The sequence below is a fragment of the Paracoccus albus genome, assembly GCF_027913035.1.
In the GTDB taxonomy this organism is placed as follows: Bacteria; Pseudomonadota; Alphaproteobacteria; order Rhodobacterales; family Rhodobacteraceae; genus Paracoccus; species Paracoccus albus.
Genome location: NZ_CP115775.1, coordinates 2,826,403 through 2,840,818, shown reverse-complemented (window position 1 = coordinate 2,840,818; position 14,416 = coordinate 2,826,403). Strand labels below are relative to the sequence as shown.

General features: G+C 59.3%; 13 protein-coding genes. 5 read left to right on the top strand and 8 right to left on the bottom strand.

The window, feature by feature from the left end; all coding sequences use genetic code 11:
- Positions 1-17: 17 nt before the first annotated feature.
- Complete coding sequence (locus tag PAF20_RS14295; protein ID WP_271071275.1) at positions 18-866, top strand: amidohydrolase family protein; 849 nt, start codon at positions 18-20, stop codon at positions 864-866.
- 6 nt (positions 867-872) lie between these two features.
- Here the strand turns inward: PAF20_RS14295 and PAF20_RS14290 are convergent, their stop codons facing one another.
- Together PAF20_RS14290 and PAF20_RS14285 are read right to left on the bottom strand one after the other, a co-directional pair.
- A complete protein-coding gene (locus PAF20_RS14290) occupies positions 873-1,982 on the bottom strand; it encodes an extracellular solute-binding protein (protein WP_271071274.1) in 1,110 nt (369 codons plus the stop codon).
- Positions 1,979-3,160, bottom strand: coding sequence for a CaiB/BaiF CoA transferase family protein (locus PAF20_RS14285; protein WP_271071273.1), 1,182 nt, complete (start codon positions 3,158-3,160; stop codon positions 1,979-1,981). Before PAF20_RS14285 ends, PAF20_RS14290 begins: the two co-directional genes overlap by 4 nt.
- A 210-nt stretch (positions 3,161-3,370) precedes the next feature.
- On the opposite strand from PAF20_RS14285, the gene PAF20_RS14280 reads away from it, so the two are divergent.
- Together PAF20_RS14280 and PAF20_RS14275 are read left to right on the top strand one after the other, a co-directional pair.
- The gene (locus PAF20_RS14280) at positions 3,371-4,081 is read left to right on the top strand and encodes a sulfotransferase family 2 domain-containing protein (protein ID WP_271071272.1); all 711 of its coding nucleotides are present in this window, start codon (positions 3,371-3,373) and stop codon (positions 4,079-4,081) included.
- 92 nt (positions 4,082-4,173) lie between these two features.
- Entirely contained in the window at positions 4,174-5,352 is a 1,179-nt protein-coding gene (locus PAF20_RS14275) for an acetate/propionate family kinase (RefSeq protein ID WP_271071271.1), read from the top strand.
- 20 nt (positions 5,353-5,372) lie between these two features.
- Here the strand turns inward: PAF20_RS14275 and PAF20_RS14270 are convergent, their stop codons facing one another.
- Genes PAF20_RS14270 through PAF20_RS14260 form a run of 3 tightly spaced genes read right to left on the bottom strand, consistent with a single transcriptional unit; the run spans position 5,373 to position 8,035 of the window.
- Positions 5,373-6,257 carry an NAD(P)-dependent oxidoreductase gene (locus PAF20_RS14270; protein WP_271071270.1) on the bottom strand — a complete coding sequence of 295 codons (885 nt, stop codon included), beginning with the start codon at positions 6,255-6,257 and terminating at the stop codon, positions 5,373-5,375.
- Between the two features lie 18 nt (positions 6,258-6,275).
- The gene (locus PAF20_RS14265) at positions 6,276-7,547 is read right to left on the bottom strand and encodes a TRAP transporter large permease (RefSeq protein WP_271071269.1); all 1,272 of its coding nucleotides are present in this window, start codon (positions 7,545-7,547) and stop codon (positions 6,276-6,278) included.
- Complete coding sequence (locus PAF20_RS14260) at positions 7,544-8,035, bottom strand: TRAP transporter small permease (RefSeq protein ID WP_271071268.1); 492 nt, start codon at positions 8,033-8,035, stop codon at positions 7,544-7,546. The genes PAF20_RS14265 and PAF20_RS14260 overlap by 4 nt, the downstream gene beginning before the upstream one ends.
- A 180-nt stretch (positions 8,036-8,215) precedes the next feature.
- Between PAF20_RS14260 and PAF20_RS14255 the strand changes: the two genes are divergently transcribed.
- On the top strand, positions 8,216-9,670 hold the full coding sequence (locus tag PAF20_RS14255) for an aldehyde dehydrogenase family protein (RefSeq protein WP_271073337.1): 1,455 nt from the start codon (positions 8,216-8,218) through the stop codon (positions 9,668-9,670).
- Between the two features lie 74 nt (positions 9,671-9,744).
- On the opposite strand, the gene PAF20_RS14250 is transcribed toward PAF20_RS14255, so the two are convergent.
- From PAF20_RS14250 to PAF20_RS14240, 3 genes are read right to left on the bottom strand one after another with little or no spacing between them, the layout of a single operon-like run.
- Positions 9,745-11,118 carry a cytochrome c gene (locus tag PAF20_RS14250; RefSeq protein ID WP_271071267.1) on the bottom strand — a complete coding sequence of 458 codons (1,374 nt, stop codon included), beginning with the start codon at positions 11,116-11,118 and terminating at the stop codon, positions 9,745-9,747.
- Between the two features lie 15 nt (positions 11,119-11,133).
- Positions 11,134-12,903 (bottom strand): GMC family oxidoreductase, encoded by a 1,770-nt coding sequence (locus PAF20_RS14245; RefSeq protein WP_271071266.1) that lies wholly within the window; start codon positions 12,901-12,903, stop codon positions 11,134-11,136.
- A 2-nt stretch (positions 12,904-12,905) separates the two neighbouring features.
- The gene (locus PAF20_RS14240) at positions 12,906-13,607 is read right to left on the bottom strand and encodes a gluconate 2-dehydrogenase subunit 3 family protein (protein WP_271071265.1); all 702 of its coding nucleotides are present in this window, start codon (positions 13,605-13,607) and stop codon (positions 12,906-12,908) included.
- Between the two features lie 235 nt (positions 13,608-13,842).
- Between PAF20_RS14240 and PAF20_RS14235 the strand changes: the two genes are divergently transcribed.
- On the top strand, positions 13,843-14,382 hold the full coding sequence (locus PAF20_RS14235; RefSeq protein WP_271071264.1) for an NADPH-dependent FMN reductase: 540 nt from the start codon (positions 13,843-13,845) through the stop codon (positions 14,380-14,382).
- The last annotated feature ends 34 nt before the right edge of the window (positions 14,383-14,416 follow it).

Below are 14,416 nucleotides of genomic sequence, written 5' to 3'. Positions count from 1 at the left end.
AATATTTTGGGGGGAACATGACACCGATACTGGATACGCATCTGCACCTCGTTGACCGCAACCGGATCAGCTATCCTTGGATCGAAGGTGCCGGACCGCTGGAGCGTGACTGGAGCCACGCCGAATATGCGACTGAGGCGTCGCAATGCGGCATTACGCGCGCCCTCCATATGGAAGTGGATGTGGCGCCCGACATGATCGACGCTGAAACGGATTTTATCGAGTCGTTGCCGTTTCGTGATGACGTCCCGATCGCCGGGATCATCAGTTCCTGCCGCCCCGGAGCAGACGGGTTCGCGGCAGAGATAGAGCGCGCTCAGGCGCGGGCTTCGGTCGTGGGATTCCGCCGTGTTCTGCATGTCGTCCCTGACGAGGTATCTCAGACAGAAACCTTCCGTCAGAATATCAGGCGGCTGGGGCCAGCCGGTATTCCTTTCGACATCTGCGTCCTCGCGCGGCAGCTGCCTCTGGCGATGGCGCTTGCGGATGCGGCGCCGGATACGCAGTTCGTGCTGGACCATTGCGGTGTTCCCGACATCGCAGGTGACGCGTTCGAAACGTGGTCGCGGGATATCGCGTCACTGGCGCGTCGCGATAATGTCGTGGTGAAGGTTTCCGGCCTGCCTGCCTATGCGAAAGAGGGATGGCAGGCGCAAGACCTGCGCCGTTGGACCGACCATATCGTGCAGAGCTTCGGGACAGACCGGATGGTATGGGGCAGCGACTGGTTCGTTTGCACGCTTGGCGGTGGGCTGACGAAATGGGTGGATGCAACCCGACAGATTTTTGCCGAATTTTCCGACAGCGAATGTCGGGCGGTGTTCTCAGCCAATGCAGAGCGGATCTGGTCGTTGCCTTCCGCGTAATGAGCTTTAGTTGAAGCTTTCGTCGAAAAGGCGATCCAGATCGTCGATTGCCTCTTCGAAGTCACCAACGCGCAATGCCTGTGCGATGCGTGCCGATGCTTGCTCCTGAAATGGCATATAGCCATCGTGCCGGGGGCGCAGGGATGCAGCTTGCAGCGTCCGATAGGTTCCCGAATAGAAACCACCTGCCTTTTGGTCGACCTGTGGGTCCGCCCATGCCGCCCCATGTCCGACCTGACCACCCGCGCTTGCATACAAGGTCCGCTGTGCCTCCGGTCCGGCAATATGACGGGCAAAAGCAATCGCAAGGTCGGGGTTTTCTGTGAAAGCGGAAACCGCGATCCCTGTCCCGCCAAGGGCGGAGCCTGCCACTCCTGCGCCGGAATGGATTTCGGCAATGTCGTGAAAGCTGATCCGTTTGCCGACAGCACTCCGTGCGGCGTAACTGACATAGCCATATATCAGCGGTGCGCAGGCGATACTGTCATCTCGGGCCATACGCTCCAGCACGTCGATGGGGTCCCAATTGAAACAATCGGGATCTATCAGATTGACCAATGCCGCCAGCCGATCCAGTGCGGTAACGCCCGCGTGACGCTCGATGAACTGTCCCCTTCCGTTCGTCCTGACGGGATTACCGGAATTCGCAACCAAGGTGAGGAAAGACATCAGCACATGAGGCGCGCGCAGGGGAATGGCGACCCGCCCATCCCTCGCAAGCTCCAGCACATTGTCCCATGTGGCAGGCGGCGCCTCCATCAGGTCGGGCCGGATCGCCTGCACCTGAGCCGCGGCATCTATGGGATAAGCCCATTGATGCCCCTGCCATGTGTAACTGGGATAGGACAACCCGACGCTGCCTGCGGCAATCTCGGGCGCGTCCGGCAGCGGGTGCAGGCATCCTTCTGCCGTGATCTGTCCGACATGCGGGTGGTCAATGACGATCAGGTCGTATTTCCGCGCGAGATCTTCGACAGGGTAGCTTTCGAAATCCTGCAGCGACCGCTTTTCCCAGTTTACCGTGACGCCGGTTGACCGACGCCATTCGGCGGATACGGCTATCATCGGGTCATAGCCGCGTGGATGGCTCCACGTCATGCCGCGCAACGTGGTCACAGGCCGAACTCCTTACGTATCTGATCAGAGTGATCTCCAACCTTCGGCGCCGCCCTTCCATTTGCCGGGCGTTTCCCGTCCAGAGTAAGCGGTGATCGCGTCGTCTCTATGCTTACGCCGTCATCTCGCGTTACGACCTGTAGCATATCAAGCTGCGCAAAGCCTTCGCTGGCCAGAAGTTCGGGCCAGTTCATGACTTCGGCACACCAGATATCCGCCGGCTGAAGGATCGACAGCCAATGCGGGACCTTTTCCGATGCCAGACGTGCAGCGATTGCGGATTTGATCTCATCTCGGCGTCGAAAACCTGCATCTGCCTGGCCCTCGGTCAGGTCGGTCATTCCCAGCAAGTTGAACAGACCCGGCAAAGGGGTCATGGCCAATGCAATATGCCCGTCCTTGCAGGCGTAGACGCCGTAAGGCGCGGAAAGATAGGCGTGTGCACTGTTTTTCGCCGCACGACCTGGCAGGCGGCGGCCGTCGTTCAGATGCGTGGTCAGCACTTCGAACTGCAGGTCCACAAGCGCTTCCAGCAGGCTGGTTTCCACAAGTCGCCCACGACCCGATACGCCCCGCCCGACCAGTGCCGCCAGGATGCCCTGGCTCAGCGCGACGCCAGCCATCATATCTGCAACGGCCAACCCCATCGGGACTGGCCCCTGATCGGCATCGCCGCTCAGCCACATCAAGCCCGATCTGGCCTGCGCCAGCAGGTCCTGACCCGGCAGGCCGACCCACGGTCCGGATGTCCCGTATCCGCTGATTGACCCGTAAACGATGCGCGGATTGATCTTCTGTACCGCTGGCCAGTCCAGACCTATTCTCGCCGCCACGCCGGGGCGGAAGTTCTGGATCATGACATCGGCTTGCCCCAGAAGCTTCTTCAGTCTCGAAAGGTCGCCGGGATCCTTCAGATCAAGCGCGATGCTTTCCTTGCCGCGATTGATCGCGTGAAAGATCGTGCTGTCACCGCCGATTTCCGTGTCGGAAAGATAAAGCTGACGGGACAGGTCGCCCGTGCCGGGACGTTCAACCTTAATTACCCGAGCGCCAAGGTCAGACAGTCTCAACGAACAGTAAGGGCCCGAAAGAAACTGGCTGAGGTCAACGACGACAAGGCCGGCCAATGGAAGATCGGTCTGACTTGTCGGCAGTTCTGCAGAGGATGTCACGCTCATCAAATGCCCCGACGGTGAGTGTCAGGGAAGCTTAAGAAATTCGCTGATGGTTGGCAAGTTTATATATGAATTGCGTGACGTTCAGCTGTAAAGCAACCAGTGGTCGCATATTTATTTAATTTACACTTGATGCGCGTATCTACTTTTCTAGTATGCGTGACGAATTGGCTCGTATGGTGATCGTTTGGGCCGCTTGATCAAAGGGTAAGGATGCAGAACGTCGTCATCTCGGTTCATATCCCAAAGACCGGCGGAACGAGCTTTCGCCAGATATTGCAGGGCACGTTCGGGGGCGAGATTATCGAGGATTACGATTGGCTGGAACGACCCGGCGTTCTGTCAGGCACGGCGCTAAGCGGCAGCGATGAGGACATCCGTAAGGCCCTGCGCCATGTGCGTTGTATCCACGGTCATTTTCCGGCGCAAAAATACAAGCGACTTTTTGAGGTAGAGGGGATCCGGCCGATCTTCATCACCTGGCTTCGCGATCCGGTCGAACGTGCCGCTTCCGCCTATTATTTCCTGCGGTCCAACCCATCTCATCAGCCGATTGAAAAGATGCCGCCCTGGGAACATGCGGCAAAAACGATGGATGCGGAGGAGTTCCTGACAAAGACCAAGTATGGCGAAAACCGCCAGTTCGCTCAGCTTCGCAATATGCCGATAGAAGAGTTTGCCTTTGTTGGTTGCACCGAAGCCTATGATGCCTCGATTGAGGTTTTCACCAGGCTTTTCCGACCCGACCGCAAGATAGCCGAAATCCCGACAGAGCGTCGGAATCCCGATCGCAAGGGCACGCGCTATGATCTGACACCACGTATTCGTAAGGCGTTGGTCGACATGAACGTACGCGATGCCGCCCTGCATCGCTACGCGCAGGGCTGGGTCGCTGGTGCGCATAAGGTGCTGCAAACTACCTGACGAAAACGCCACCGGCGGGTTGCCAATCGCCCAACGGCAGGAAAAACTTCGCTCCGACAAAATCAGGTGAACAATCTGTTTCGGAGTACTTTATGATTGGTGCGGTTCTTACGCTGAACGCAGGTTCGTCCTCGCTGAAGTTTGCGCTTTACGATGAAGACGGGGATGAGCCCGTCGCCGATGGCGCAGTTGACCGTATCGGCGCAAATGAGGCTTCGCTGTCACTGAAGGCCGCCGATGGGACGGAATTGCCGGTGGTCAATATTCCGCTGGTGGATCACGCACAGTCGATCAAGGCGGTTTTGGAGAGCCTGCGTGCCGCATTTCCAGATAAAAAGCTTGGCGCGATTGGCCACCGCGTCGTTCATGGCGGGACCGAGTTCGACCGGCCAACCTCGATTGATGACGAAGTTCTGGAGAAACTGGAAGCGTTGGCGCCCTTCGCACCGCTGCACCAACCGCATAATCTGGCGGGCATCCGCGCAGCAATGCAGGCATTTCCCGGTGTGCCGCAGATTGCGTGTTTCGATACCTCGTTTCATCGCACCCATCCATGGGTGAATGATACCTTCGCCTTACCGCGAGAATATTATGACAGGGGTGTGCGGAGATACGGCTTTCACGGGATCAGCTATGATTACATCACATCCGAATTGCAGCGTCGGGCACCGCTGATCGCGGCGGGCAGGGTGGTGGTTGCGCATCTTGGCAATGGTGCGTCGATGTGTGCCATTCAGAACGGCCGCTCGGTCGCGTCGACGATGGGCTTTTCGGCATTGGACGGCCTGCCGATGGGCACGCGCTGCGGGCAGGTCGATCCGGGTGTGCTTCTGTATCTGATGGATCAGGAAGGTATGGATGCGGATGAGATTTCCGACATGCTGTATCGCCGTTCCGGCCTGCTGGGGCTGTCGGGCGGCCTGGCGAGCGATATGCGAACGCTTGAAGCATCCGACGCGATTGAGGCGAAAGAGGCAATTGCGTATTTTGTCTTTCGCATTCAGCGTGAACTCGGCGCGATGGCAGCGGCAATGGGCGGGATCGACGCATTGGTCTTTTGCGGAGGTATTGGTGAGAACTCACGCCTCATCCGGTCGCGCATCTGCGAGCGCACCGAGTGGATGGGGATAGAGATTGACCACGCGCGTAATGCCGGGAATGCAGAGATCATTTCGTCCGACATGTCGCGGTCAAAGGTCATGGTCATTCCGACCAATGAGGGCCTGGTGATTGCGCGCGCGGCGCGGGAACATCTGCGACACGTCGCGTAGCCCGCCGCTGCCTGTCGGCGCTATTCCTTGGATTGAGCCATCAGATCAACCTGTCGCGGCAGCATTTCCTGCCCGTGACCGGCATTGACCAGATTGTCCATGATCTGCCGAACGGCGGCGGCAATCAGGTGGGGGGTGCCAACCTCTTCCGCCATCGCATTATAGTAGCTCAGATCCTTCAGGCTGTTTGAAACCGAAAAGCGAAGCTGATCGACCTGTCCGTCCAGCAAAAACGGTGCCATACGGTCCAGACCCGCGCCATAGCCGCCGCCGCGACGCAGGCAATCGACCAGCACCTCGTCGGAAATGCCGGAAGCACGCGCGCAGGCCGCTGCCTCTGCAATCAGGCTAACCGAGCCGAGCGAGACGAAGTTATGCAGCAGCTTCAGACGGTGGCCAGAGCCGACCGCACCAGCGTAGAAACGGTTTTCCGAGAAAGCCGAAAGCAGCGGTGTGATGCGTTCAACCACCTTTGCATCGCCGCCGATCAGCAGGTTCAGCCGCCCCTCTTGCGCTTCTTTGGGGGTCCGCGTCATCGCGGCGTCGACGAAATGAGCGCCGCTTTTCGTGACCTTTTCAGCCATCGCGACGGTCGACTCCGGGATCGCGGTCGAACAGTCGATGACAACCATCCCCTTGCGCAGAGCCGAGAGGAGATCGCCCGATCCGGTCAGCACATCCTCTACCTGCGGGGTGCCGGTGACGCAGAGCAGCAGTATATCACATTGGCTCGCCAGCTGTGCCGTTGTCTCGCAGGGGCGCGCGCCTGCTTCGTCCAATCTGTCAGTCGGCTGGTTGCCCGGATGAATCAGATAGGAAAGCGGCCAGCCCTTTGCCACAATGTTCTGCGCGATGCCGTGTCCCATCAGGCCAACCCCGATGATCCCGACCCGTTCTTTCTCCATTCCGTCCATCTCCATGAATTAAAGACCCCGCGTCAGGAACAGGCTGATGTCAGGGATATAGGTAATCAGCAAAAGCGCCACCACGACGGTCAGCAGTGGGATCAGCAGAGAGCGGAACATCCGCTGCACGGGAATCTGCGCAACTGACGCGGCAGCAAACAGATTGACGCCAAGTGGCGGGGTGATCATTCCCATCGCAAGGTTAACGATCATCACGACACCGAAATGCACCGGGTCAATGCCATAGCTGATGGCGATGGGGGCGAGGATGGGGCCAAGGACAAGGATCGCCGCAGAGGTTTCGATAAACATGCCGACGACGAACAACAGCAGGTTCACGAAAAGCAGAAACGCCCACGGGCTGGTGAAATTCCCCTCGGCCCAGCCGCCGATGACGCGGGGCAGGCCCGAAAGGTTTACCAGAAACGACAGCAGACCGGCAGTGCCGATGATCAGCATGATCGCGGCGGTCGAGACTGCGGCGGTGCGGAATATCTCGGGCAGGTCGCGCGGTGTAATTTCGCGATAGATGAACATGCCAACCAAAAGGGCATATCCGACCGCGACGGCAGATGCCTCTGTCGGGGTGAACACACCACCATAGATGCCGCCAAGGATAATGATCGGCAACAGCAACGCCCAGAAAGCCCGTCCAGTGCTGGTAATTATGGATAGCCTCGCCTCGCCGTCGCGCGTGCCGTAGCCTTTGAGTCGGCACCAGATCTGGACCATCGCGACCAGCATCGCTGCGATCAACATGCCGGGTACGATGCCGGCCATGAACAGCTTCGTGACCGAGGTTTCGGTTGAGACGGCGTAGATAATCATTGGCACGGACGGCGGAATGATCACACCCAGCTCTGCCGAGGAAGCCTGAATCGTGGCGGCCATTGGCGTCGGGTAGCCATGCGCGACCATCGCAGGGATAAGTATTGCGCCGATGGCATACGTCGTCGCAACCGATGAGCCTGAGATGGCGGCAAATATCATGCAGGTGACCACGCATGTGCTGGCCAACCCGCCCTGCATCCCGCCAATGATGGACTTGGCGAAATCGACCAGCCGGGTCGAGACGCCGCCGCGCGACATGAGGTTGCCCGCGAGGATGAAGAACGGCACGGCCAGCAGCGGGAAGCTGTCGAGGCTGGTAAAAATCTTCTGCGGGACGACCAGCAAGGGCATGGTCGAGAAAAAGGTGATGCCGAAGATTGCAGACAGACCGATTGCGACCGCGACCGGCACAGACAGCACGAACAGAACGACAAGCGAGACGGCAAGGGCTGCGTTCATTCGGGCAGATCCTCTTCAGGGCGGCGCGGCGGGTCGATCAGGGCAAGGATCACCCCCGGAATGGCAATGATGCATCCCACGGGAATGGCAGCGTAAAGCCAGCTCATCGACACGCCCAGCATTGCGGCCCTTTGATTCTGCACGCGCAGCACCATCTGGATCCCGTACCAGCCCAGGATACACAGAAACAGCAGCACAAGCCCGCCGACAAGCAGCAGCACAACCCGCCGCAACGGGGGCGGCAACACGCCACGAATAAACTCCAGCGAAATCATCGCGCCTGTTCTAAAGCCGACACCAGCCGCGATGAAGACCATCCAGATGATTGTTCCGCGCGCGGCGACCTCTGACCAGCCAGAGGCATCGCCCAGCACAAAGCGCGTGAACACCTGATAGATGACCATGCCTGACGCCACCGCAAGTAACAGGGCCGCGATATTATGGGTCACAACCATCAGCCATTCGGCGCCGCGTCGTAAAAGATTCATTCAGCCCCCCTTACGGACCTGGGCCAGCCATGTTCAGACGACACAGGTGCTGGCACAGTATTCTCAACAACAACCGAATTTGTCGACCGCTTCGGTGTCGGGTATGGGCAATGTTTTCCTGGTAAGATATCCCGATGCGTGCGGCAAAGGGCATCCGCGGATGGAGGAAACCTGATGAATATCCAGCAAACGCTGTGGTTTGACCCCAAGAAAATCTTTATCGGCGGTGCGTGGCAAGACCCCGGCAATGCCGCGACGATTGCGGTCGAGGACCCCTCGACCGGTGAAGTGGTCGGTGAAATCGGACAGGCATCGGCGGATGATGTCGACAAGGCCGTCGCAGCCGCGCAGCTGGCCCTTGAAGGGGATTGGGGCCGCACCCCCGCGGTCGAGCGGGGTCGCCTGCTGACCCGCCTCGCGCAATTGGTAAAAGAGCGCGCGGAAGAGCTGGCATTTCTGGAATCGACCGATGTCGGCAAACCGATGAAACAGGCCCGTAACGATTCAGTCGCGCTTGCCCGCTATCTGGAGTTCTACGGCGGGGCGGCGGATAAACTGCATGGCACGACCATTCCTTATCAGGAAGGTTTCACCGTCTATACACTGCGCGAACCGCATGGTGTGACGGCGCATATCATTCCGTGGAACTATCCGATGCAGATCCTTGGGCGCTCTGTCGGGGCGGCACTTGCGATGGGCAATGCCTGTGTGCTGAAACCGGCAGAGGATGCCTCGCTTTCATCGCTGGCATTCGCGGCACTGGCGGCAGAGGCTGGTCTGCCGGCCGGGGCGCTGAATGTGGTGACGGGATACGGGGCCGATGTTGGCCGGGCACTGTCGACCCATCCGGGTGTCGATCATGTCTCTTTCACCGGATCGGTCCTGACCGGACAGCACATACAAGAGGCCGCGGCGCGGAACGTCGTTCCCGTCACATTGGAACTCGGCGGGAAAAGCCCGCATATCGTGTTTGACGATGTCGACCTTGAAGCAGCCCTGCCGACATTGGTGGGCGCGTGTATTCAGGGCGCCGGACAAACCTGCTCTGCCGCGTCGCGCGTTCTGGTTCAGCGGGGCATCTATGATGAGGTTCGCCGCCGAATGGCAGAGGTTTATGCGGGGCTGCGTGTCGGACCAGCGGCGGAAAATCTTGATCTTGGGCCGCTGGTTTCTGCCAAGCAGAAGAAGATCGTGAGCGACTACATTGTCCTTGGCAAAAGCGAACTTACTGTCGCGGCGGAAGGGGTCATCGCGGATCGTGCACCTGCCGCTGGGCATTATGTCGCGCCGATCCTGTTTGCCGATGTTCCACCGGATCATCGCCTTGCACAGGAGGAGGTCTTCGGCCCGGTTCAGGTCCTGATCCCGTTCGACGATGAGGCCGAGGCGATCCGGATCGCCAATGGCACAGATTACGGCCTTGTCGCCGGGGTCTGGACGCGCGACGGCGCTCGACAGATGCGTATGGCGCGAAGGCTGAATGTCGGTCAGGTGTTCATCAACAACTATGGTGCGGGCGGGGGCGTCGAACTGCCTTTCGGCGGAGTCGGCAAGTCTGGCCACGGTCGCGAAAAAGGGTTCGAGGCGCTGTATGGCTTTTCGCGTTTGAAAACCGTTACAGCGCAGCACGGCTGAAAGCAGGCGCTGTTATGAAAAGGGGGCGGTGGAATTAACCGCCGCCCCGTTTTCATTCGCGTTTCTGGCGTCCTCTATTGCGCCTGCGCAGCCTCACCATGCCCGGCGTCAGAACGCAGCGCGCTGACCTGATCCGCCGTTACGGCAGAACCCTCGTTGCCCCACGCGGAGCGTACAAAGGTGGCAAGCTCTGCCACTTCTTCATCGGAGAGCCTGTCGGCATAGCCCTGCATGACCAGCCGCATGGGACGCAATGTGGTCGAAGGCCCGGACGTTCCGTTCAGGATGATCGAAACAAGCGGCGAAACTTCGCTGCCATTGGTCAGAGCGCTTCCAGCCAGTTCCGGGAATATCCCCGGCGCACCCTTGCCGGTGACAAAGTGGCAGCCGCTGCAATTGTCCAGATACAGCCGCGCACCAAGTGGCATATCGGGTGATGCCTCTGTCAGCATCGCAGCGGTTTCCTGACCTGCTTCATCCGCCTCAGCCGCGGGCAGTGATTGCGTCCCTTCCGGCATCAGCGTTTCAGGCAATGTCACCTCTGCCCCATCGGAACCTTTCAGGAAGGCGGCCATCGCAATGTTGTCTTCGTCCGTCAGGTGCTGGAGCGAATCGCGGACGACCAGGGCCATCTCTCCATTCGCGGTATCATGGACGTTTCGTCCCGTCGCCAGATACTGTGCGATCTGGTCGATATCCCAGTATTCGGAGACAGAGCCCTCACCCAGAAGGGCGGGCGCGTCCCAGCCGCCGACGACACCGCCGGTCAGGAAACCCTCTTCCCCAAGTGACGTGCCTTTCTGCGTCATGAAACGGTCTCGGGGGCTGTGACAAGCGGCACAGTGGCCCGGTCCTTCGATCAGATACTGACCGCGATCCTGAATCTCCGACGCGCCGGCAGGTGTGAAGCCCGCATCTCCGCGCAATGCCAGCCAGTTCCACGCCCGGATGCCCCAACGCTGATTGAACGGAAAATCAAGCGAGGTGGTCTGCACTTCGTTCGAGACCGGCTCAACCTCATTCATGAAGTAATGATACAGCGCCCGAACGTCCTCCTCGGTCAGCTTACGGTAGTTTTCGTAAGGCATTGCCGGGTAAAGATGCGTGCCATCCGCCGCGATACCGTCATAGAGCGCCGCCCGAAACTGATCGAGCGTGTAGTTCCCTATCCCGGTTTCCTTGTCCGGCGTGATATTCGTAGACCAGATCGTGCCAAGCGGGCTTGCGACGGCCAGACCACCGGCAAAGGGTTCGCCGTCCTCTGCCGTGTGGCAGGCCATGCAGTCTGCGGCATACATTGCATATTCCCCCTGACCCTCTGCCGGGGTCCAGTCATCGGGAAGTTCTGCCGTTGGTGGCGTCGTGCGGACCGGCAAGAAGATGAATGCCACCAGCAGGACAAGGCCGATCAGGACAAGCGCAGCCAGAAAGCGAAGCAGGTTAATCATGATATTCCCTCCTCCTCAGACCAATGGCCGCGGGTTGGACAGATATTGCGAGCGGATGGCGTCAGCTGTCCAATAGGCCAGCCCGCCAACCAGTCCGGTCGGGTTATACTGCGTGTTCTGGACGAAGTTGCCCGCGCCCGTGGCGAAGATGTTGTGCTGTCCCCAGACCTGCGAATAGCGGTTGACGACGCCCTCTGCCGGGCTTTCCGACATGATGTGACCACCGGTGTTATGCGTGGTCTGATAGGGCCGGACATCATATTGCGCACCGATATCCTTGAAGCCGGACTGCATCACATCCGGCGTCATGGATTCGGCCAGCGGCTCCATCTTTGACTTCATGAACTGGTTCATCCGCAAATCGTTCGGGTTCCAGTTGAAGGTCATGCGCATCAGCGGCCTGCCGTGGCGGTCCCTGTAAGTCGGGTCGAGATCAAGGTGATTGGTCTTGTAGGCCATATGCGACCCGTGAGAGCCGATGGACATGGCGTGTCCGTACCACTCCTTGATCGCGGCCTTCCAGTCGGGTCCCCAAGACGGTGTGCCCGCCGGCAGCGACATGGACCGGATCGGCTGTCCATTGAACGTGCCCGACCGCCAGTATGACCCGCCGATAAACCCTTCGGCGCCGAAATCGATCTGGTTGATGGCAAAGTCGTCGATCACCTGACCGTTCGATCCGTGGCCGACGAAGGGGTTGAAGATGTCCTCTTTGAAGAACATCGAGATCCCGCCATTCATCTGATAGGCATAGCTTTTACCGGTGACGCCTTCGCCCGTCGCGGGATCATATGGCTGACCAATCCCCGACAGCAGCATGAGGTGGACGTTGTTCAGCTGATAAGAGGCAAGCACCACGATATCGGCGGGCTGGAACACCTCTTCCTGCGCCGATTCGTCGTAGTAGGTCACGCCTGTCGCGGTCTTGCCGTCCTCTGCCAGTTCGACCCGCAGGACCTCTGCATGGGTGCGATAGCTGAAATTGGGCTTTCGCTTCAGCGCATCAAGGATCGCTGTCTGCGGTGAGGATTTGGAATATTGATAGCAGCCGAAACGCTCGCAGAAGCCGCAGAAATTGCACGGCCCCATCTGCATCCCGTACTCATTGACATAAGCGGTCGATGCAATCCCGGCAGGGGCCGGGAACGGATGATAGCCCATTGCCTGCGCGGCATCGGCAAACTTGGTGCTGTCATAGGTCGGCGGCATGGGCGGCATCGGATAGTCGCGCGAACGCCAGCCCTCGAACGGGTTGCCGCCAGCCACGATTCTGCCGTTGATATTGCCTGCCTGACCAGAGATACCCGCCACGCGCTCGAAACGGTCGAAAAACGGCTCCAGCTCGTCATAGGTTACGGGATAGTCACCCAGCAGCATATCGTCGGGGATGATCTCTTCGCCCCAGTTCTCGGTGACATAGCTGCGCAGGCCCATCTCTTCCGGCATGGGCCGCCAGTTCAGCCCATTCCAATGCGTGCCGGCACCGCCGACCCCGCGACCCGGCAGGAATGACCCAAGGACGCGGTATGGCAAAGCCGTTTCCGCCGCGCTGCGGCGCACGGTCAGGGTCTGAAGCGCGGGCGGCTGCATCAGCTTGACGCGCACGCCATAGCGCAGCTCATCAATCATATTGGGATATTTGAAATCCGGGACCGTTTCGCGATCCTCGCCGCGCTCAAGGGCGACAATCTCCAGCCCTTCCTGCGCAAGCTCCATCCCGATGATCGAACCGGTCCAGCCAAGCCCGACGATGACGACGTCTTTCTTCTTTTCCTCGCGTGCCATGCTCAGGCCCTTTCCCCGGAAATGGATACAGGTCCCAGCGGGTAGGGTGTATCATGTCTGCCGGCCCATTCGCGGAAGCTCGCCCGCGCACCGGGGAAACCGATATAGACCCATGATTGCATCCCGTGGTTTCCGCCATACATCGGATCGGCGAAATAGCCTTCCTTCGTGTTCTGCAGCAGGATGGTGAAGAAATCCCGGATCTCCGGCTGAAGGCCAACGTCGCCTTTCTGAAGCGAGGTCAGTGCCGCGTCCTGTGCATCTGGCGCAAGTTCGGTGAAAATCCCGCCATGCTCGCTTTCGCACCACGCATCAAATGCGGCGATGCCTTCGCGATAGACCTGCGCGGGCGGAAGGGGCGATTGCCAACCCAGCAATGGATCGGCCGCCGCGTCATGCGGACCTTCCATATACCAGTCATCGGCAGAGCCGTAATCGCCCACCATCTGACGGTCGATAAAGACAGGCACGCGCGCCTCAATCGCGCCGGGACCCTCGCCGTCTGACGGGATCAGCCTGGCGGTCGCGGCCAGAATGAATGCCCATTCCTCGGCGGTGAAATACTCTGGTTCGTAATCTTCAAGCGGTGGCGGTGGCTCTGCCGTTTGAGCCTGTGCCGTCGCCGCGATGCCAGAAAAGGCAACAGTTGCGGCTGAGGCTTTAAGGAAACTACGACGGCTGGGAAATCCAGGGGGTTCGTTCATCGCGTGGCTCCTGCCTTTTGGGTGGGAATTTGTCGATGCTTTGAGTGCAAGCTCAGATTGAGAGTTTCACGTCCATCAGGCAAGTGGAAGTTAACTTATGATTATTCATAGTGTTGGCGGGCGATGTATCTGTCCTCGACTGCGAGACCTGAAACTCTGGGCATAGCTGGCGGATTGCGGTTAACCAAAACTGCGATAAGGTGAGCGCAAATGTCACTATTGTCAGGGAGCATCTATGCCAGTCATCCTCGGCCTATCCGGTAGCCTGCGCAAAGCTTCGTTCAATACCGGCCTGCTTCGTGCGGCGGCAGAACTGGCGCCCGCAGGCGTTACAATAGAGATCGGCGATATCCGCGAGGTGCCCCTGTATAATGCCGACGAAGAGGCGGCTCATGGCCTGCCCGAAGCTGTCGAGCGTTTGCAATCTCAACTGTCGGCGGCTGATGGTCTGCTTCTGGCAACGCCGGAATACAACAATTCGATACCGGGCGTTTTCAAGAATTCGATCGACTGGATGTCACGCGGCGATGGGCTGAAGATGTTCGTTGGAAAGCCGGTCGCGGTGATGGGCGCATCGCCCGGCGGTTTCGGCACGATCCTGTCGCAGAACGCATGGCTTCCCGTGCTGCGGACCCTGAAGGCAGAGCTGTGGTCAGAAGTACGTATGCTCGTTTCGCGCGCAGGCAACGTCTATGACGACGAGGGTAATCTTGCGGATGAAAAGTCCCGCGATGCCCTGGCGAAATTTGTGAAGGATTTCGCAGCAGAGCTTTAGCGGCTGCTGGACCGTGAATTCGCGGTCCAGCAGC

What these genes read in the sequence shown, in the direction of transcription:
- PAF20_RS14295 (WP_271071275.1), top strand. Translation starts at nt 18, where the DNA reads ATGACACCGATACTGGATACGCATCTGCACCTCGTTGACCGCAACCGG.
- PAF20_RS14285 (WP_271071273.1), bottom strand. Translation starts at nt 3,160, where the DNA reads ATGAGCGTGACATCCTCTGCAGAACTGCCGACAAGTCAGACCGATCTT.
- PAF20_RS14280 (WP_271071272.1), top strand. Translation starts at nt 3,371, where the DNA reads ATGCAGAACGTCGTCATCTCGGTTCATATCCCAAAGACCGGCGGAACG.
- PAF20_RS14275 (WP_271071271.1), top strand. Translation starts at nt 4,174, where the DNA reads ATGATTGGTGCGGTTCTTACGCTGAACGCAGGTTCGTCCTCGCTGAAG.
- PAF20_RS14270 (WP_271071270.1), bottom strand. Translation starts at nt 6,257, where the DNA reads ATGGAGAAAGAACGGGTCGGGATCATCGGGGTTGGCCTGATGGGACAC.
- PAF20_RS14265 (WP_271071269.1), bottom strand. Translation starts at nt 7,547, where the DNA reads ATGAACGCAGCCCTTGCCGTCTCGCTTGTCGTTCTGTTCGTGCTGTCT.
- PAF20_RS14260 (WP_271071268.1), bottom strand. Translation starts at nt 8,035, where the DNA reads ATGAATCTTTTACGACGCGGCGCCGAATGGCTGATGGTTGTGACCCAT.
- PAF20_RS14250 (WP_271071267.1), bottom strand. Translation starts at nt 11,118, where the DNA reads ATGATTAACCTGCTTCGCTTTCTGGCTGCGCTTGTCCTGATCGGCCTT.
- PAF20_RS14245 (WP_271071266.1), bottom strand. Translation starts at nt 12,903, where the DNA reads ATGGCACGCGAGGAAAAGAAGAAAGACGTCGTCATCGTCGGGCTTGGC.
- PAF20_RS14240 (WP_271071265.1), bottom strand. Translation starts at nt 13,607, where the DNA reads ATGAACGAACCCCCTGGATTTCCCAGCCGTCGTAGTTTCCTTAAAGCC.
- PAF20_RS14235 (WP_271071264.1), top strand. Translation starts at nt 13,843, where the DNA reads ATGCCAGTCATCCTCGGCCTATCCGGTAGCCTGCGCAAAGCTTCGTTC.